The sequence below is a fragment of the Nocardia sp. NPDC050717 genome (genome assembly GCF_040654275.1).
Taxonomy (GTDB): domain Bacteria; phylum Actinomycetota; class Actinomycetes; order Mycobacteriales; family Mycobacteriaceae; genus Nocardia.
Genome location: NZ_JBFAHR010000001.1, coordinates 1 through 18869 on the forward strand (window position 1 = coordinate 1; position 18869 = coordinate 18869).

Annotated in this window: 11 protein-coding genes; 4 read left to right on the forward strand and 7 right to left on the reverse strand. The window is 72.4% G+C overall.

Features of this window, described 5'->3' with window-relative positions:
• The coding region (locus AB0H56_RS00005) for a (Fe-S)-binding protein (RefSeq protein WP_357155678.1) at positions 1-1262 on the reverse strand (1262 nt) is incomplete at its 3' end.
• A 505-nt stretch (positions 1263-1767) separates the two neighbouring features.
• Between AB0H56_RS00005 and AB0H56_RS00010 the strand changes: the two genes are divergently transcribed.
• Positions 1768-2463, forward strand: a complete 696-nt coding sequence (locus AB0H56_RS00010) for a hypothetical protein (protein ID WP_110037660.1) — start codon at positions 1768-1770, stop codon at positions 2461-2463.
• Between the two features lie 51 nt (positions 2464-2514).
• Here AB0H56_RS00010 and AB0H56_RS00015 read toward each other — a convergent pair whose 3' ends face one another.
• The 6 genes from AB0H56_RS00015 to AB0H56_RS00040 all read right to left on the reverse strand — a co-directional run bounded on the left by AB0H56_RS00015 (position 2515) and on the right by AB0H56_RS00040 (position 11711).
• Entirely contained in the window at positions 2515-3345 is an 831-nt protein-coding gene (locus AB0H56_RS00015) for an NRDE family protein (protein ID WP_357155682.1), read from the reverse strand.
• Between the two features lie 89 nt (positions 3346-3434).
• On the reverse strand, positions 3435-4697 hold the full coding sequence (locus AB0H56_RS00020; protein ID WP_357155685.1) for a S1 family peptidase: 1263 nt from the start codon (positions 4695-4697) through the stop codon (positions 3435-3437).
• A 145-nt stretch (positions 4698-4842) separates the two neighbouring features.
• On the reverse strand, positions 4843-6204 hold the full coding sequence (locus AB0H56_RS00025) for a S1 family peptidase (RefSeq protein ID WP_357155688.1): 1362 nt from the start codon (positions 6202-6204) through the stop codon (positions 4843-4845).
• A 117-nt stretch (positions 6205-6321) separates the two neighbouring features.
• Positions 6322-7428: a hypothetical protein gene (locus AB0H56_RS00030; protein WP_357155691.1), complete on the reverse strand. Its 1107-nt coding sequence runs from the start codon at positions 7426-7428 to the stop codon at positions 6322-6324.
• A gap of 43 nt (positions 7429-7471) precedes the next feature.
• Positions 7472-9943, reverse strand: a complete 2472-nt coding sequence (locus tag AB0H56_RS00035; RefSeq protein ID WP_357155694.1) for a LuxR C-terminal-related transcriptional regulator — start codon at positions 9941-9943, stop codon at positions 7472-7474.
• The gene (locus AB0H56_RS00040; protein ID WP_357155697.1) at positions 9936-11711 is read right to left on the reverse strand and encodes an Hsp70 family protein; all 1776 of its coding nucleotides are present in this window, start codon (positions 11709-11711) and stop codon (positions 9936-9938) included. The genes AB0H56_RS00035 and AB0H56_RS00040 overlap by 8 nt, the downstream gene beginning before the upstream one ends.
• A 279-nt stretch (positions 11712-11990) precedes the next feature.
• Here AB0H56_RS00040 and AB0H56_RS00045 point away from each other — a divergent pair, with 279 nt between their 5' ends.
• The 3 genes from AB0H56_RS00045 to AB0H56_RS00055 are packed head-to-tail and all read left to right on the forward strand — an operon-like array spanning position 11991 to position 18816.
• The gene (locus tag AB0H56_RS00045; RefSeq protein WP_357155699.1) at positions 11991-15407 is read left to right on the forward strand and encodes an IniB N-terminal domain-containing protein; all 3417 of its coding nucleotides are present in this window, start codon (positions 11991-11993) and stop codon (positions 15405-15407) included.
• Between the two features lie 17 nt (positions 15408-15424).
• Positions 15425-17266 carry a dynamin family protein gene (locus AB0H56_RS00050; RefSeq protein ID WP_357155702.1) on the forward strand — a complete coding sequence of 614 codons (1842 nt, stop codon included), beginning with the start codon at positions 15425-15427 and terminating at the stop codon, positions 17264-17266.
• A gap of 50 nt (positions 17267-17316) precedes the next feature.
• Positions 17317-18816 carry a dynamin family protein gene (locus tag AB0H56_RS00055; RefSeq protein ID WP_357157757.1) on the forward strand — a complete coding sequence of 500 codons (1500 nt, stop codon included), beginning with the start codon at positions 17317-17319 and terminating at the stop codon, positions 18814-18816.
• Positions 18817-18869 lie beyond the last annotated feature (53 nt).

Sequence of the window (18869 nt, forward strand, 5' to 3'; positions counted from 1 at the left end):
CGGCGCATGTCGATGATGTGGTCGACGTGTTCGATGTCGACGGGGCACTGCTCGACGCAGGCGCCGCAGGTGGTGCACGACCACAGGACTTCGGGGTCGATGACGCCGTGGACGTCCTCGGCACCGATCAGGGGACGCTCCGCCTCGGCGCGAGCGGCCTCGGAGATCTTGGCCAGCTTCGCCTCGTCGGGCTTGCCGTCGGCGTCGACCAGACCGATTTCGTCGCCACCGGGATCCTTGCGGCCACCGGCCAGCAGGTACGGGGCGGCGGCGTAACCGTGGTCGCGCAGCGACATGATCAGCAGCTTGGGCGAGAGCGGCTTACCGGTGTTCCAGGCGGGGCACTGCGACTGGCAGCGACCGCACTCGGTGCAGGTGGAGAAGTCCAGCCAGCCCTTCCAGGAGAAGTCCTCCATGCGGCCGACGCCGAGGTTGTCGACATCGGGGTCGACGTTCTCCATGTCCAGGACCTTGCCGTTGGACATCATCGGCTTGGCCGCGCCGAGGGCGACGCCACCGTCGGCCTCGCGCTTGAAGTAGATGTTCGGGAAGGCCGAGAACCGGTGCCAGGCCACGCCCCAGGTGATGTTGCGGCCGACCACGAACAGCCAGACCATGCCGGACATCAGCTTCACGAACGCGAAGATCGAGATCAGCGTGACGTTGGCCGGGATGATCTTGGCGATCTGCCCGGTGATCGGGTCGGTCCAGGTGGAGTGCCCGGTCAGCGACAGCACACCGGCCTTCACCAGCACCATGCCGATGCCCTCGGTGAGCACGACCCACTCGACGAAGTACGCCGGACCGAACTTCGAGCCGCTGAAGCGCGACATGCGCGCGGGCAGGCGCGGGTGGTTCAGCTGGCGGATGATCATCAGCGTCACGATGCCGACGACGGTGCCGACGCCGAGGATCTCGTCACCGAGGTGGAACCACCAGGTGTCGCCGATGAACGGCCACGACCAGGTGGGGTCGAAGGTCTGCCCGTAGGCCATGAACCAGAACTGCGCACCGGCCAGGAAGCCGATCATGACCAGCCAGTGCGCCCAGCCGACGGTGCGGAACTTGTTCATCCGCGTGTGCGCGATGAACTCCACGATCATGGTCTTGAAGCGCGGGAAGAACGGTCGCCACCGGTCCGGCGCGGACTGGCCGATCGTCACGGCCTTGCCGATCTTCCACGCGCCGCTGAGGAACGACGCCCAACACAACAGGCTGAGCACTGCTCCAATCGTGCCCAACGTGATTGTCAGGGCATTCATGTCGCGACCTTTCTTTAGAGGCAACACGAGGGTCGTGGGCGAGAGGACTCACCCAGTTGGCTCGTATCGTAACCGGCGCTAAGTTACCGGCCAGTAACTACCGGTGTCCACCGTAGGATCGGCATTTGTGCTCTGACCTTGTTTACTGGCGCTTGACCTGGGTTTTGCCTGTGAGCAATATCACATAAATGTTTGCTCGAAGGTTCCCATGTCTGCTGGTGAACACCGTAAACCGCGCGTGATCTGCACCGAAGCTAAGGTCAGGCTTACTAGCTCGACCGAGATTCCTTCTGGTCACCCAGGTTTCGGTCCATTAGGCTCCAGCTGTTCTGTCTGCTGTGCCGGTCTTCACACTGCTCGGGGAGAAGTAAGGGACACCTCACGGTGTGTTCCTACTTGACGGGTCTCGCATGTCGAGGATCGCACGCCGCACCACACCTGATGGATTGGAACCCGAATGAACTTCCGTAGGACCACTGCGGCTGCCGCACTGGTTATCGGCGCGATGACCGTGTCGCTGGGGACTGCGCACGCTGAGCCTGTTCCCGCGGCTCAGGACATCAAGTACTCGGTGAAGCTGGTCGACAAGACCATCGTCGCCACCCTGCAGAACGGCACCTTCGCGATCGTCGAGCAGGACGGCGAGACCCCCGAGGCGCCGAAGACCAAGGTCGCCGAGATCAAGGACACCACGGGTGCGACCGTGGTCTCGCTGCCGATCGACTTCACCGTCAACGGCACCGACATCCCGACCAAGTCGGCGGTCACCAAGGACAACACCGTCCTCGAGCTGACCCCGGAGAAGCCGGAAGGCCTCCAGGTCGGCACCGAGCCGGTCGGCGTGAAGCCGGTCCTCAAGGCCGACCCGATCGCCTCCGCGCAGGAGAACCAGAAGGCGATCAACGACTTCTCCAGCAAGTTCAGCATCGGCACCGCCATCGGCACCTTCGTCGGCACCGCCATCGGCGCCGTGGTCGGCTGCGTCTTCGGCCTGCCGCTGTTCGGTGTCGGCTGCCTCGCCGGTCTGCCGCTGGGCGCCGCTGTCGGCGGCATCCTCGGCATGATCGCCATCGGCGGTCCGACCATGCTGGCCGCGGGCATCGAGCTGCTCAACGTCATGCAGGCGCCCGAGGGCACCACCGTGTGGGCCGAGAAGCCGAAGGCTGTCGCCTCGGCGCCGGCGGGTACCCCGGCCAACTGATCCACCACGAAAGGCCCCGCTCCGAGCACGGAGCGGGGCCTTTCGCGTTTCTCAGTCGAGGTCGACGACGCCGGACAGCGATTGCGACCCGCCCACGGCCCCGTACCGGCCGAAGGTGCGCTCGGCCATGGTGAAGTGACCGTCCTCCCGAATCAGTAGCACCGTGCTCGCTCGCGTGCCGTGCAGGTCGTGCGCGACGAAGCGCGCCGACACCGCCCGCTCGAACTCCAGCGGGATGCCGGTGCGCGGCAGGAGATCGTCGGGCGCCTCGGTCCGGTCGGCCAGCAGCGCGAAATAGTCGTCGACGGAATCCGGTGTGTTCGCGACGATCTCGCGTAGCCCGGCCAGCCCGCTCGACACCTTCGGCCACGGTGTCCCCACGCCGCTCGGCTGGGGACGGCTGTGCGCAGATCCCGCCCGCGAGGCCAGCTGCGCGCCGTTCGAGAGCCCGTGCAACCCGGGTGCCAGCTCGGTGGGCCCGACGCCACTGCGATTGGAATGCCACCACAGCGTGCGCAGATCGCTGACCAGCAGGTTGTAGCCGATGTAGGCGTCGGCCGCCGCGGCGGTCGCGGACAGATAGTCGCCTGGCGGCTCGGCGCCGCGGAGGTAGTCCATCAGCAGGGCGCCGCGTGAGCGCGGGTGGGGTGGATTGTCCTGGGGATCACGGACATTGGTGACGGCGGCGAAGCGCGGATCGTCGGTGCGCAAGCCGAGCCAGGTGCCGGGCGCGGCGGCGCCGAGATCGCGCCCGGCCAGCAGCATCTCCCCGGGCCAGGCCCGCAGCGACTCGGTCGCCCGGGTGTAGAACTCGTCCCGATTGGCGGCGACGATCAGCCGGTACTCGGGGTGCGCCCGCCAGGCGAGCAGAACCAAACACATGCCGTCCAGCATGCCCTGCGCACGAAAAAGGCCGGTAGCTCAGTGCTACCGGCCTTTTCCGTGGCTGCTCTGTGCCTGGGATACCGCGATCAGTTGGTGCGGACCGACAGTCCCGGGTTGTCCGACAGGACCACGCTCAGCGGCTGCGCGAACAGCTGCGGCACGTCACCGGTGATGGCGCCGATGATGTTCGGGATCTCGCAGATCGGGTAGTCGGCGACCGACGACGCGCTGGAGATGCCGAGGGCCTGGCGACCGGTCACGATCGCACCGCCCGAGTCGCCGGGCAGGGCGCAGATGTTGGCCGAGAAGCTCTGGGTGAGCTGACGGTCGCCGACCTGCACGGTCTGGTCGACGCCGTTGATGATGCCGCAGCTGAAACCGGTGCGCGAACCCGACTTGCAGACCGGGGCGCCGACCACCGGGGTGGCCACGCCGTCGACCGCGATCGGGGCGTTGCCGGGCACTCGCACCAGGTTGTTCTCGAAGCGGGCACGCGCGTTGTCGTTGACCCGGATGATCGAGTAGTCCTGCTCGCCGAGCACCGACTTCTGGAAGGTGCCGAGCTGCGCGCCCGCGCGGTCGCCGTTGAGCTCGTAGATCGCGGCCGCGTTGCCGGTACCGGCCGAGCCGAGATCCGGGTTGCAGTGACCGGCCGAGATGTTGATGACGTTGCCCGAGCGGTCGGTGCCGTTGAAGCCGAGCGAGCAGCGCAGCGAGCTGCGGCCCATCACCGAGGCGTAGCCGTCGCCACCGGCCAGCGCGCCGTTGCCGTCACCGGCGACGGGGGTGGCGGTCAGGTCGACGCGCTCGCCCGCGACGGGCGGTGCGGTGACGACCACGCGGGACGGGTCGATGAAGCTGGGCAGCGGCAGGCCGGCCTGCTCCACCCGCACGGCGATCGCGTTGTTCACCGGGTCGATGACGACGCCGCGCACGAGTGCGGAGACCTCGGCGGGCGCGGAATCGAGCCAGTTCTCGAACGCGGTCTTCTCGCCGCGCAGCGCGGATTCGCTCTTGGCGACGTTGCGGACCTCGAACCCGGCCGACTCGGCGGCGGTGGCGGCCTCGTCGGCGCCGGGGCCCTGCGCGAGCGCGACGACGGCGTTGCCCGCGTCGTTGAGCCAGGCGCCGGCGAAGGACTGCGGGAACTGGCGCTGCGCGGTGGTGGCGAACGCGGCGACCTGCTGGGCCACCTCGGCGCGGCGCAGGTACTCCTCGGGCGAGATCTTCAGATCGCGGGTGACGGCCTCGACCAGCTGGGCGGGCAGATCAACCGCGGGCGCCGGCTGCGCGTCGGCGACCGCCATCGTGGGGCCGAACAGCAGAATCGCCGCGGACGCGGCGATCACGGACTTCCGAGCTCTTCTCGAGCTTCGCGCGGACGGGGTGCGACCCATACGTGGCAGGAGCATGATCGAACTATATGGGCTCGGACCGGTTATGCCTACTCGTACCGGTCACGAGATTTCCCCCACTCGGCCCGTGCCGCGCGCCTCAGCCCGCGTTCGGCTTGGTGCGCACCGCGATTCCACTGCCGAGGCCCCCACCGGAGCTCGCCTCGATGTCGGCCAGGATGGGCCGGATCGGGACGCCGAGGGAGGCGGTGCCGCCGAACGGCGCCAGCTGGGTGTTGGCTTCGGTGCAGTTGGGCGCCTCGGCGGCGTTGGAGCCGCTGGTGATGCCGAGCGCCAGCGTGCCGGTGACGATTGCGCCGCCGCTGTCGCCGCCGAGGGTGCAGGCGGTGCTGGCGAAGCCGCGGATGGTCTTGCTGACGCCCTCCGCGGTGAACAGCTGGGTCTCCACCCGCTCCGCCGAGACGAAACCACAGGTGAACGTGGACGATTGACCGGTCTTGCACACCGGGGCGCCGGTGACCGGCTCCGCGGTGCCGGTGATGGCCAGCGTCGTGCCGTTGGCGCCACGCACCCGGGGCTGGTCCATGCCCGCGTTCACGGCGCGCTCGTTCAGCTTGATCACCGAGTAGTCCAGCGAGGCCGGACCGCCGAGCACGGCCTTGGCGAAGGACCCGACCTCGGGGCTGTTCGGGATGTCGCGCACGTTCGGCACGTACACCGGGGCGGTGCCGCCGTTGTCGATGTTCGGATTGCAGTGGCCCGCCGAGATGTTGAGCGCATTGCCGGCGGCGTCGGTGCTGTTGAAGCCGAACGAGCACACGTCGACGCCGCGCAGGGTGGTGTCGTGCAGGTCCTTGGTCGCGGTGATGTAGGTGTCGCCGCCCATCGGCTTGTACTCGACCGGACCGCCGCCGCCGGGGGAGAGCACCACCTTGATGGTGGCGATCAGGGTGGGCAGGTTCAGCAGGTGCCCGGTGCCGGTGTTGGCGATGTTGAGCACCAGCTGGCTGTTGAGCGCGTCGATGGCGACCGAGCTGATCGGCTCGGAGATCTCGCGCGGCAGGCTCGCGATCCACTGACTCAGCTGCACCAGCGCGCCTTCCAGGCCGCTGGCCGAGATCGGCGCGACGTGGGTCTGGTACCCGGCGGCCGCGGCGAGCTTGCCCGCCTCGGCGTCGGTGACGGCGACGACGGCCTTACCCTCCGGCGTCATCCACGCGCCGGCGAAGGTGTCGGGGTTCGCGGCGCGGAACTCGGTGGCGTAGTCACGCAGCTGCTGCGCGCGGGCGGCACGGTCGAGATATTCGCTCGGGGTCATGCCGAGGTCGCGCGAGATCGCGGTCGCGAGTTCTGCGGGGAGGGCGTCCGCCGAAAGCTGGGTGGGCGCAGCGGGTTCCGCCGAAGCGATGCCGGAGCCGAGCAGAGGGGCCAGAAGAACAGTCGCGGCAAAACCGGCGGAGGCAGCCTTGACTGCGGCGCGACGCGCCACCAACTTGCGCATGAAATCCCTTCGTCGGCACGAGTGATCGAGACCACCACCGGCGGCAGTGATGTCGGTCAGCGCATCACTCTAGGGCACAGTCGGGCAGCGGGCGCGGTTACCGTACCCCGCACCCGATCAGTTGTAGCCCGGAATGCGCATGGGGGAGGGCAGCGAGCCCGGCGGGACCGTCTGGAACGGCAACAGCGGACGGGTCGTGCTGCGGCCGGGCGTGGTCGGTTCCGGCGTCGGCGACGGTTCCGGCGTGGTCGTCGGCGGCGGTTCGGTGCTGGTCGTCGGCTCGGGTTCCGGTGTCGTGGTGACGACCGGCGGCGGCGTCGTGGTCTCGACGACCGGCGGCGGCGCCGGCACGAACGGCGACGGAGTCGGTGTCGGCGTGAGCGTTTCCGGGCGCGCGTCCGAGATCGGCGGCGGCGCGGTCGGTTCGTCGCCGCGCAGCGCGACCGAGACGCCGACGCCGCCCAGCAGCAGCCCGACCAATGCCGCGGCCGCGATCAGCAGCGGGGTGCGGCTGCGCTCCGGCTTCGGTGGGCCCGCGGGCGACACCACCGGGATCGCCGAGGTCGGGGTCGGTATCGCCTTCGTCGGCTGGACGGTCACCGGCATCGCCGCCGAATACGCCTGCGCGGTCACCGCCGGACGGGCCAGTGCCGGAATCACATCGGTGGCGATGAGGGAGTTCTCGGTGACGAGCGGATCGGGCGGCGTCGCGCCCGCTGGCGTCGCCAGCACCGCGACCAGCGCGGCCTCGGCGGCGGCCTTGGCGTACGCGCCGCCGGGCTCGACGCCGTCCTCGGGCTGGGGCAGTTCGTCCTCGCCGAGCAGCGCCACCGACTTCAGGCCCAGATAGTCCAGTGCCTCGCGCACGCCGCGCACGATCTCCGGGGTCCATCGCGCCGGATGCGTCGCGTAGAACTCGGCCGGGCCGCTGAGGTGCTCGGTGGTGAGGTCGATCAGGCAGAACATGGCGGTGGCCAGCAGGTCCTCGGCGCGGTAGGCCTCGCCGCCGTCGACGTCGACCCCGGACGGGTCGCCGACGGCGCGCACGAAACCGGAGATCGAGTGCGCGTGCCCGGTCGGCGCCGGGCCGCCGAGTGCGGCGTCACCGTCGTCGGACATGTGCAGCACCGCGTCGCGCGCGATGAGCCGCACCGCGCCGTCCTCGGTGACCACGGCGGCGATGCACTCGTCATCGGCCATCCGCAGGCCGACCCCAGTGGCCATCCGATTTACCTCGCTTCGGCGTCGACGTCAGGTTCGCGCCGAGTTACACCAGCAGCGAACCGTGTCCCATGGCGCGAAGCATTGACAATAATTCCGATCGGGACCGCGCGCCTATGCGACGCCGGATCCGCGCGACGTGATGCTCCACGGTCTTGGCGGAAATGTACAGCCGAGCGCCGATCTCCCGGTAGGTCAGACCGAGCAGCACCAGCTCGGCCACCTCGCGTTCGCGCTCGCTGAGGGTGGTGTTGTCGACGGCGCGCGGGGCGGGGTCCTCCCGCGCGGGCGACACCGGCGCGGCCGCGGGGCGTGGCTCGACGGGCTGGGCGCGAGCGCGCACCGAGCGGGCCAGCTTGAGCAGCACGGTCGCGGTCGCGGAATCGTCGACGGCGAGCGCGGCCTCACTGGCCAGCCGGGCGGCGTCCCAGGTGAGGCCGAGTTCCGCGAGCGCCGACACCGCCGCCTGCACGTCGGCCGCGACGACCTGGCCGCGCAGCACGAGCACCCAGGTGCGGCCCGCGTCGGCCAGCGCGGCGGCCTGCTGGTCGCCCGCTTCCGCCGCGGTCTTGAGCGCGTGGGCGTGCGGCAGGAGTTCGCGCGGTGATTCCTCGGCCAGCGCGGCCTGCACGCCGTACCAGTGGAAGGCGTTGGTCCACGCGGGCGCGCGACCCAGCTTGCGCAGCAGCGCGCGCGCCGCGTCGACCAGCGGCTGGATGCGGCGGACCTCGCCGAGCCGGATGCCGGCCAGCCAGAGTTCGCCGATCGGCAGCAGGCTCAGCAGGTCGGCTTCGAGCTCGTCGAACAGCGGGCAGGCGTCCTGCCACGCGTGCGCCAGGGCCGCGTGGTCACCGCCGCGGCGGGCGAGGCCGACGGCGAGGGCGTGCGCGAGCAGTTGGTCGCGGGCGTCGAGGGCGGCGATGTCGAGTTCGGCGAGCAGGCTCGCGGCTCGTCGCTCGTCGCCGCCGAGCAGCGCGGTCCAGGCGCGCAGGACCGCGAGCTGACGGCCGGTCTCGGTGGACCGGCGCAGCGCGTCCTCGGCGCGACGTGGGTCGCCGGTGCCGAGGCACAACAGCGTGGCGACCGAGACCGCGGCGCAGGGCAGGAACCGGCCGTCGCCGGCGTTGCCCGCCTGGATCAGGGCGGAGATCGCCGCGGCCGTGCCGGAGCCGTGCGGGTCGAGGGAGTCGCGCAGGGCGCCCGCGACGAGGCGTGCGCCCGCGTCGGCCTCGGTCGGCGGCCACTGCCGTGCGGTCTCGGACATGTCGGCGGCGCCGGTGATGTCGCCGGTGAGCAGCAGAACCATCGCCGCCGACGCCCAGTCGGCGCCGACCCGGCCGGGGCCGAGCCAGTCGTAGAGTCCGGCCGCCCTGCTCGCCAGGCCGCGCCGGGTGAGCACGCCTGCGCAGATGCGCACGGCGGCGACGAGTTCGGTGGGCTCGATCCCGTCCGCGGTCAGCAGGGGCTCGGCGAGGCGGACGGCGGTGTCGTTGTCGCCCTCGATCGCGGCGGCCTCGGCCCAGCGCACCGCGATCGACTCGACGGGTGCGCCCGCGGCCGCCGCGGCGGCGTAGTAGCGCGCCGCCGTCCCGGACTTGGGGGCGGTGTCGCAGAGGAAGTCGGCCAGACGGGCGTCGACGACACCCGACTCGGCCAGGATCAGCGCGGTGCGGTCACGCAGCAGTCCGGCGTCGATGCGGGCGGTGAGCAGTCCGCGCTGCACGGCGACGTAGCGACGCTCGCCGAGTAGTCGGCGCAGCGGTTCCACGGCGGGAGCCAGGAGCAGGTCGGCGTCGGTGACCAGCGCGCCCGCCCTGGCGCGATCGATCAGCGTGTGCGCGGTGTCGGCGTCGATGCCGAGCACCTCGGTGAGTTCGGTTGCGTCCAAACCGGTTCCGGTGGCCGCGATGACGAGCGTCTCGAGCAGGTCCGGCTCGATCGTGTCCAGCTGGGTGCGCGCCCACGTCGTCACGGCGTGCTCGACGGCGCTCGTGCACGCGTCCAGGGTCGTCGTGCGCGCCGCGCGCAGTGCCGCGACGACACCGCCCGGGATGCCCGCGGTGAGCTGATGGATGTGCAGCGCGAGTGGCTGCGACACCGCCATGCCCAGTTCCCTGGCGAAGGTGGTGATGTCGCCGCTGCCAAGCGCCCGCAGCTCCACCGTGCGGCCGCGCCTGGCCACCGCGTCGGTCAGCGCGCGGAGCCGGGGGTCGTGCGGGCGCGGCTGGGTGGCCAGCACGGCCGGGCGGCCGGATTCGATCGCGGCGCAGAGGGTTTCGAGTTCGGCGTCGCCGCAGCTGTGCACGTTGTCGGCGATGAGCACCGACTCGGTGTCGCCCGTCGCGTCGGCTACCGTGCGGCCCCGGCCGCGCAGATGCGCGCGAACGGCGTTGAGCAGCACCGTCTTCCCGGTTTCGGCGCGGCCGCGGATCAGCAGAACCGGTTGGCGGTCGATCGCGTCGAGCTCACGAAAGACGGTGCGAGCGTTGGGGAAGGTGTCGAGAGCGATCTCAGCCACCGTTTCCTCCGAGGATCTGCCCCGGCAACTGGGTGCCCGTCTCGAGGGTCTCGTCGACCACGCCGCCGAGGTCCTCGATCAGGCCGCCGGGGTTGACCGGGAGCTGCGGCCGCGGCGCGGGGGAGGGTGAGGGAGCCGGAGCAGGCGCTGGGGCGGGGGCGGGCGCCGGGGCTGGTGCGGGAGCCGGTGCCGGAGCGGGGGCCGGGGCCTGCGGTGCAGGCTGCTGGGGTGCGGGGGCCTGCGCGCCGCCCGCGGGTGCGGGGGTCCCACCCCTCGGCGTGTCGGCGGGGGCGGGCGAACCCGCGGTCGCCGTGCCGGGTGCTCCCGCCTCGGTCCCGACCGGTTGTCCATTGGTGGTGCCCGCGGGCTGCGAACCCGCCGGGGCGATCACTCCGGGCGTGCCCGGCTGTGCCGGATCCGCGACGCCCGAACCGGTGGCGGCCGCGGGCGCGGTCCCCTGTCCGGTCGAGGCGCCGTCGACCGCGGGCGCCGTGCTGGCCGGGTCCGGCTTGCTCGGCAGCGGCGACGTGACCCCGCCGATCGCCAGCGTTCCCGTGGCCAGTGCCGCCATCGCCACCGCCGCGACACCGACGAGCGCGGCCCGCTTCGCGGTGAACATCCGGGTCGGCGCGGGCTCCGACGACGACGGCAGCGCGCTCTCTGTGGCGGCCGCGGGCGGCGGCGCGACCACCACGGCGGGAATGGCCTCGGTGGGCACCGACACCGCGGCGACGTCGAGGGCGATCTCCGCCGCGCCGTGTGCCGCAGCGGTGGCCGGGTCGGCGCAGGCGGTGACCGCGAGTCCGAACTCGGTCGAGATCAGCTCGGCGACCAGCGGGATCGCGCCACCGCCGCCGGTGAGCAGGACCCGGCTGATGTCGCCGGTGCCGAGCCCGGCGCGGCGCACCGCGTCGCGGATCAGGTCCATGGAGTCGAGCAGGGCGGGGCGCAGCAGGTCTTCGAGCTCGCCGCGGGTCAGCCGCACCTGTTCGGTGCGGATGTCGGGATGGAGCCTGCCCACCGGAACCACGGTCGCGGTGGACCGGGACAGTTCTTCCTTCGCCGTCGCACTGCGGGCACGCAGTCTCGACAATTCCGCTTCGACGACCGGATCGAACGGATCGATATCGATATCCTCGAGCGCGTTTGCCAGGACGTAGCGCATTGTCAGCAGATCGAATTCCGCGCCTGCGACGGCGGTGCTGTGCAGCGCGGTCCCGAGCAGTCCGGCCTGTTCGCCGGTGCGCAGCACGGTGACGGTGAGCCCGCTCGCGCCGAGGTCGTAGACGACCAGGGCGCCGTCGTCGAGCAGGCCGTTCTCCATCTCGTAGCGGCGCAGGGCGGCCAGCGGCTCGGGGACCACGGTCACATCCGGCAGCCCCGCCCGCGTGAGCGCCGCCCTCGCGGTCTCGACCGTCTGCTCCGGCCACCACGCCGGGTAGCAGGCGACGATGGTGGATTCGGTTGCGGTACCGGACAGTTCGGTGACCAGTGCGTGGGTCGCGGCGGCCACGAGGTCGGCCGCGTCGTGCGTGGAACCGTCCGCTGCCAGCAGGTCTACCGGGTCGCCGACGCGGGACAGGTAGTCGTCGATGACGACGCCGTTGGTGTGGCGTGCGGTGTCGGCGAAGGTCACCGAGCCGTCGGCGTCGAGCAGCAGGGCGCTACGGTGGGTCGCGACGGTGGCATGGGCGCCGTCGGCCTCGGCGGCCGCGGCGACCGAATTCGCCGCGCCGACAGTGAGGCCGAGCGCCAGACGCTCTGTCATTGAACAACCCCGTTCGCAGTACTCCGATGGACCTTGTCGGAGACCGCCGGGTGACCCGGCGTCCCACCCGATCTGTCGGTAGCCAGGGGGCCGCTGTTACCCGCGGTAGGGCAAGTACGGGGAAATTCCCCTAATCGGCATCGAGCCCCTAACGGGGCGCCCCCGGCATGAACTAGGTATTTGCCCCGTTACCTGTAACGACCTGCGGACCTAGCGTGAAAGACATTCCAACGACAACGGATCGGGCGCCGAGCCCTTGATCTGGAGGAGCTGATCTCGATGACACCCAACGCGATTCTGGAGTTCATCCTCAATCTGTTGCGCGACAAGGACGCCGCCGCCACCTACTGCGCCAATCCGTGCGCCGCGCTGGCCGCCGCCGGGCTCGAGGTGACTCCGGAGGACATCTCCGCCTGCGCCCCCATGGTGGCGGAGTCCGCGCTGGTCACCGGCGGCTCCCACCTGCAGTCGATCGTCGCGGCCGGTGCCGCCGCCGGCGCGGGCGCGACCCTCGCCGCCACGGCGACCACCGCCGCCGCTGTCACCGCCGCGACCGAGGTGGACGCCGACATCGACCTCGGCCTCGGCGCCACCGCGTCCGCGGTCGCCGACGTCGCGGCCCAGGTGGGCGCCGCCGTCGACACCGCCATCACCGCGGTCACCAACACGAACATCGACCTCGACGCCGACCTCTCCACCGGCCTCAGCACCGCGATCGGCCTCGGCGGCGACCTGGCCGCCGGTCTCAACGGCGCGGTCGGAATCGGCGGCGATCTGGCAGCCGGTCTGGGTGGTGCGCTGAACGGCGCGGTCGGCGTCGGTGGCGACTTGGCGGCCGGTCTGGGTGGCGCTCTCAACGGCGCGGTCGGCGCCGGTGGCGATCTGGCCGCCGGGCTCGGCGGTGCGCTCAACGGCGCGGTCGGCGTCGGTGGTGACCTGGCCGCCGGGCTCGGCGGTGCGCTCAACGGCGCGGTCGGCGTCGGTGGTGACCTGGCCGCCGGACTCGGCGGTGCGCTGAACGGCGCGGTCGGCGCCGGCGGTGACCTGGCCGCGGGCCTGGACGGTGCGTTGAACGGCGCAGTTGGCCTCGGTGGCGACCTGGCAGCCGGCCTCGACGGCGCCCTGGACGGTGCCGCGGGTATCGGCGCGGGCCTCGATGGCGCCCTGTCCGGCGTCGTCGGTGCGGGCGGCGACCTGACGACCGGCCTCGAAGGCGCGCTGGATGGCGCTGCGGGTATCGGCGGCGCTCTGGATGGCGCGATCGGCGCGGGTGCCGGTCTCGGCGGCGCGCTGGAAGGCGCTGCGGGCATCGGCGCTGGTCTCGACGGCGCGCTGTCTGGTGCCGTGGGCGCGGGCGGCGACCTGGCTGCCGGTCTCGGCGGCGCGCTCGATGGTGCTGCGGGTATCGGCGCGGGCCTCGATGGAGCCCTGTCCGGCGTTGTCGGTGCGGGCGGCGACTTGACGACCGGTCTCGAAGGCGCGCTGGAGGGCGCTGCAGGTATCGGCGCTGGTCTCGACGGCGCGCTGTCCGGTGCCGTGGGTGCGGGCGGTGACTTGGCTGCCGGCCTCGACGGTGCGCTGGACGGCGCCGCCGGTATCGGTGCCGGTCTCGATGGCGCCCTGTCCGGCGCTGTGGGTGCGGGCGGCGACCTGGCTGCCGGCCTCGATGGTGCTCTGGACGGCGCGATCGACGCGGGCGCGGGCCTCGACGGCGCGTTGGACGGAGTCGCGGGCATCGGCGCTGGTCTCGACGGCGCCCTGTCCGGCGCGGTCGGTGCCGGTGGCGACCTGGCCGCCGGACTGGATGGCGCGCTGCACGGTGCCGCCGGTGTAGGCGCTGGTCTCGACGGTGCTCTGTCCGGCGCTGTCGAAGCCGGCACGGATCTCACGGCCGGTCTCGGCGGCGCGCTGGATGGTGCCGCCGGTGTCGGTGCCGGGCTCGAGGGTGCGGTGGATGCGGGCGCAGGCCTCTCCACCGAACTGGGCGGCGCTCTCGACGGTGCGATCGAAACGGGCGCCGGTCTCGGCGGAGCTCTGGGTGGTGCTGCGGGTGCAGGCCTGGACGGTGGGCTGTCCGGCGCTGTCGGAGCGGGAACTGATCTCACGGCCGGTCTCGACGGTGCCATCGGTGGCGCGGTCGACGCCGCTGCGGGTGTGGGCGGTGCGCTGGGCGGTGCCGCGGGCGCCACAGCGGGTCTCGGCGCCGGTCTCGATGGGGCCGTGAACGGTGCGGTAGGCGCCGGGGCCGGGCTGGACGGTGCTCTGACGGGTGCGGTCGGTGCGGGGGCCGGGCTGGGTGGCGATCTCGCCGCTGGTCTCGGTGGGGCTGTCGACGGTGCGGCGGGCCTCGGCCTCGATGGGGCCCTGAACGCGGGCGCCGATCTCACCGGCGGTCTCGGCGGCGCCCTCGACGGTGCGCTCGACGCCGGTGCGGGTCTCGATGGCGCGTTGTCGGGTGCCGCGGACGCGACGGCCGGTCTCGGCGGTGCACTGTCGGGTGCTGCCGGTGCGGCAGGTGGGATCGCGGCTGGTCTCGGCGGTGCGGTGGATGGTGCGGTCGGTGCGGGGGCCGGGCTCGAAGGTGCTGTCGGCGGGACTGCCGGGCTCACCTCGGAACTCGGCGGACAGCTCGGTGGCGGGCTCGAGGCCGGAGCGAACGGTGCGACCTCGGTCGGTGCCGGGCTGGGGGCGGCGGCGAATGCCGGGGCGCAGGCGGCAGGTGGGCTCGGTGCCGCGGTGACCACGACGGCGATCACCGGACTCGACGGTGCGGCCGGCGTCGGCGCCGAACTCGGCACCGGCCTGGAGACCGGGCTCGGCGGCGCGGCTGCCGCGGGCGCCGACCTCACCGGCGGCCTGGGTGGACTGTTCACCGGCGGCGGATCCGCGGAGGTCGGCACCGGTCTCGACACCGCGCTCTCCGGCGCGACCGGCATCGGTCTCGAGACCGGCCTCGCGGGTGACGCGCAGGCGGGCCTCGGTGGCGCGCTGGGCCTCGCAGGCTCGACGGTCGGCGGCGCCCAGGCGGGCCTCGGTGGCGCGGTCGACACCGGCCTCGGCCTGGCAGGCTCCGCCGCCGCAGGTGCCCAAGCGGGCCTCGGCGGTGCGGTGGAATCCGGTGTCGGCCTTGCTGGTTCGACGGCTGCGGGTGCGCAGGCGGGCCTGGGTGGCGCGCTCGACGCGGGCCTCGGCGCCACGGCAGGTGCCCAAGCCGGCCTCGGCGGCGCGGTGGAATCCGGTGTCGGCCTTGCCGGTTCGGCAGCAGGCGGCGCGGAGGCGGGCCTCGGCGGCGTCGCGGGCCTCGGCGGCTCCGCGGGCACCGGCCTCGAAACCGGCCTCGGCGGCGGCCTTTCCGGCGCGCTCACCGGCGAATCGGGCGTCACCGGCGGCACCGGCCTCACCGGTGACCTGGCGGGCACGACCCAAACCACCACCGCCGCGACCGGCGGCCTCACCGGCGACGTGGCGGGCACGACCCAGACCACCACCGCCGCGACCGGCGACCTCACCGGCGGCGCGACGACGCAGGGCGCGGTCACCACGGCCGCCGACACCTGGTCCTCGGTCGACGTGTCGAGCGCGTTCGGTTCCGGCCTGCACGGCTCGAGCCTCGGCGGCGACAGCTCGCTGTTCGGTGAATCGAGTACCGTCACCGGCGCCGGTGCCGATACGCACACCGACGGACTGTTCGACTGAGCGAAACGGACACTGGGATGGGGACTCTCGCACCGAACGCGGTGCCGCTGGCGACGGTGTTGGCCGACACCGTCGCGGCGGCCCGCGCCGCGGGCCGCGCGGACCTGGTCGGCCGCCTGGCGCAGGTCACCGAGCGGGTGCGTGATCCACGCCATCGGATCGTCGTCACGGGCCAGCTCAATCAGGGCAAGAGCCGCTTCGTGAACGCGCTGCTCGGGCTCGACGTGTGCCCGGTCGGCGACGACACCACCACGGTCCTCCCGCTCCACCTGTCCTACGGTGAGCAGCAGCGCGCCCACCTGGTGCTCACCGCTCCCGGCGCCGAGGAGTCGCGGGTGGAGATCCCGTTCGACGAGATCGGCACCATCGATCCGCGCAGCCCGCTGGCGCAGGGCAAGCAGATCGTCCGGATCGATGCCGAGGTGCCGAATCAGCTGCTGGCCGACGGCATCGTCCTGATCGACACCCCCGGTGTCGGCGGACACGGCGGCACCGGCACCGCGAGCATCCTCGGCATGGCCACGGCCGCCGACGCGGTGCTGGTCCTGTCCGACGCGTCCACCGAGCTCACCGAGCCCGAACTCACCTTCGTCCGGCAGGTCCGCGAGCTGTGCCCGGCGGTCGCGGTCCTGCTCACCAAGACGGATCTGTATCCGCACTGGCAGCAGGTGTTCGAGGCGAACCGTGGTCACCTCGGCACGCTCGACGTGGCGGCGATCCCCGTCTCGGCGCTGCTGCGCGCCCACGCGCTGCGCCTGCAGGACGCCGAACTCGGCAGGGAGTCCGGTTTCGGCGTGCTGTTCACCTTCCTCCGCGACCGGGTCGTCGCCCGCGACCACGCCGCGACGCGCCAGGCCGTCTCCCGTGAGTTGCATTCGGCGGCAGAGCATCTGGCGCTGGCATTGGGCAGCGAGCTGGTCGCGTTGCGCGATCCGGCGCTCGGCTCGGCCGCGATCACCGAACTGCAGACGGCGCGCACCGCCGCCGAGGAGCTGCAGCGTCGTACCGCGAGCTGGCAGCAGACCCTCGCCGACGGCATCACCGACCTGGTCGGCGATGTCGACCACGACCTGCGCGAGCGCCTGCGCGGGATCGCCCGAACCGGCCAGGAATGGATCGACGATCACGATCCAGGCCGGCACTGGGGCGCGATCGCCGAGTGGCTCTCCGACGCCGTCGACACCGCCCTCGGCGAGAACCTGCTGCTCACCCACCGCCGCACCGAACTGCTCGCCGAGCGGATCGCGGACCACTTCGCCGAGGTCGGCGCGGTGGAGCTGCCGGAGGTGGGCGACGACCGCGCGGTGACGAGCACCGGTTCACTGGCCGATCTGGAACCGGACATCGGTTTCACCAGCAAGATCCTCGTCGGCATGCGCGGCTCCTACGGCGGTGTGCTGATGGTCGGCCTGGCCACCACGTTCGCTGGTCTCGCGATGCTGAACCCGATCTCCCTCGGCGCCGGGCTGATCGTGGGCGGCAAGGCCTATCGCGACGACAAGACCGCCCGGCTGGCCCGCCGGCGGATCGAAGCGAACGCGGAGGTCCGCCGCTACCTCGACGACGTGGCGTTCCAGGCGGCCAAGGACACCAAGGACCGCCTGCACCGCATCCACCGCGCCCTGCGCGACCATTTCGCCGGCGTGGCCGACCGCAGTCTGCGCTCGATCGACGCGTCATTGCGCGCCGCCCAGGACGCGGCGACGATGGCGGCGACGCAGCGCGCCGAGCGGACCGCCGTGCTGGAACGTCAACTGCACGCCGTCGCCGAGCTGCGCCGGTACGCCGATTCGATGCTGGTCGAGCCGGGGGACAAGCCGTCCGGACGGCACGCGGCCGCCGGTACGGTATCTGGGTGACCTACCGCTTCGACACCGCTCCATCCGGCCACCGGCCCGCACAGGGGATTCTGGCCGAGGCGCGGCAGCTGGTCGGCGCGGCGGCGCGAGCGTTCGATCGCCAGCCGTACGCGCGCGCCGCGCTCGCCGACTGCGAGCACCGTTTACGTGAGCCGCTGCGGGTGGCGTTGGCCGGGTCGATCAAGGCGGGCAAGTCGACGCTGCTGAACGCGCTGGTCGGGCAGAGTGTGGCGCCGACCGACGCGACCGAGTGCACCCGGCTCGTCACCTGGTACCGCGACGGCGCGACACCGTCGGTCACCGCGTTCTCCCCGGAGGGCGCCCGGGCCAATGTGGTGGTGCGGCGCGGCGGCGGCGCGCACGGTCTGGCCTTCGACCTGGACGGCTTGCGCTGGGACGGGCCGCGCGCGAGCGGTGTCGACCATCTCGAGGTGAGCTGGCCGTCGGCGGCCCTTGCCCAGACCACCATCATCGATACGCCGGGCACTTCCTCGCTGTCGCGCGAGGTCTCGCAGCGCACGATCGAGCTGCTCACCCCGGGTGACGCCGCGTTCGACCAGCCCGCGCTGTCCTCGCCGGGCGCCGACGCCGTCGTCTATCTCCTGCGCCGCCTCGACGCCGCCGACGTGCACTTCCTCGAGCAGCTCGGCGCGGGTGGCGCGGACGGCGCGGGCCCGCTCGGTGTGGTCGGTGTGGTGTCCCGGGCCGACGAGATCGGGGCGGGCCGCATCGATGCGCTGCATTCCGCGCGTGACGTCGCCGCCCGTTTCGCGGGCGAGCTGGAGCGAACCGGCCTGTGCCAGGCGGTGATTCCGGTGGCGGGGCTGCTCGCGTTCGCCGCGGTGACGCTGCGTCAGCCCGAGTTCGCCGCCTTCCAGGCGCTGGCCGGTGTACCCGCCGACGACCTCGGCGTGGCGTTGCTGTCGGCGGATCGCTTCGCCCGCGCCGACATCCCGCTGCCGGTGGCGCCGGAGTTGCGCGCCCAGCTGGCCGATCGCTTCGGGTTGTTCGGTATTCGCATGGCCACCACGCTGATCCGGCTCGGCGTGCGCGATTCGGCGACGCTGTCGGCGGAACTGGCCGCGCGCAGCGGCATCGACGAGCTGCGTTCGGTGCTCGACGTCCAATTCGGCCAGCGGGCAGACCAATTGAAGGCCCACTCGGCGCTCACCACCCTGTCCAGGGTGATCGCCGCCCACCCCGGCACCGAGGCCGACCAACTCCTCCCGCGGGTCCGCGCCCGCCTCGCCGACGTGCACGGTTTCGCCGAGCTGCGCCTGCTGGGCCGCCTGCGCACCGACGAACTACCCCTCCCACCGGACGACCTCACCGAGCTCCACCGCCTCCTCGGCGGCGCGGGCATCGCCCCCCACCTCCGCCTCGGCCTCCCCGCCGACGCGCCCGCGCCGGCCATCCACGCCACCGCCCTCACCGCCGTCCGCAAGTGGCGAGCCCGCGCCACCCACCCCCTGGCAGACCAGTCCACCGCCACCGCCTGCCGCACCGCCGCCCGCAGCGCCGAAGGCATCATCGCCGAACTCGGCCCCTAGCCAGACCCGGCGACGTCTCGACCCACCCGGCCGCGCCCCCTGCGCGCGGCCGG

Coding starts and splice junctions, on each gene's coding strand:
- AB0H56_RS00010 (WP_110037660.1), top strand. CDS start 1,768: ATGACCGTGTCGCTGGGGACTGCGCACGCTGAGCCTGTTCCCGCGGCT.
- AB0H56_RS00015 (WP_357155682.1), bottom strand. CDS start 3,345: ATGTGTTTGGTTCTGCTCGCCTGGCGGGCGCACCCCGAGTACCGGCTG.
- AB0H56_RS00025 (WP_357155688.1), bottom strand. CDS start 6,204: ATGCGCAAGTTGGTGGCGCGTCGCGCCGCAGTCAAGGCTGCCTCCGCC.
- AB0H56_RS00030 (WP_357155691.1), bottom strand. CDS start 7,428: ATGGCCACTGGGGTCGGCCTGCGGATGGCCGATGACGAGTGCATCGCC.
- AB0H56_RS00040 (WP_357155697.1), bottom strand. CDS start 11,711: ATGACAGAGCGTCTGGCGCTCGGCCTCACTGTCGGCGCGGCGAATTCG.
- AB0H56_RS00045 (WP_357155699.1), top strand. CDS start 11,991: ATGACACCCAACGCGATTCTGGAGTTCATCCTCAATCTGTTGCGCGAC.
- AB0H56_RS00050 (WP_357155702.1), top strand. CDS start 15,425: ATGGGGACTCTCGCACCGAACGCGGTGCCGCTGGCGACGGTGTTGGCC.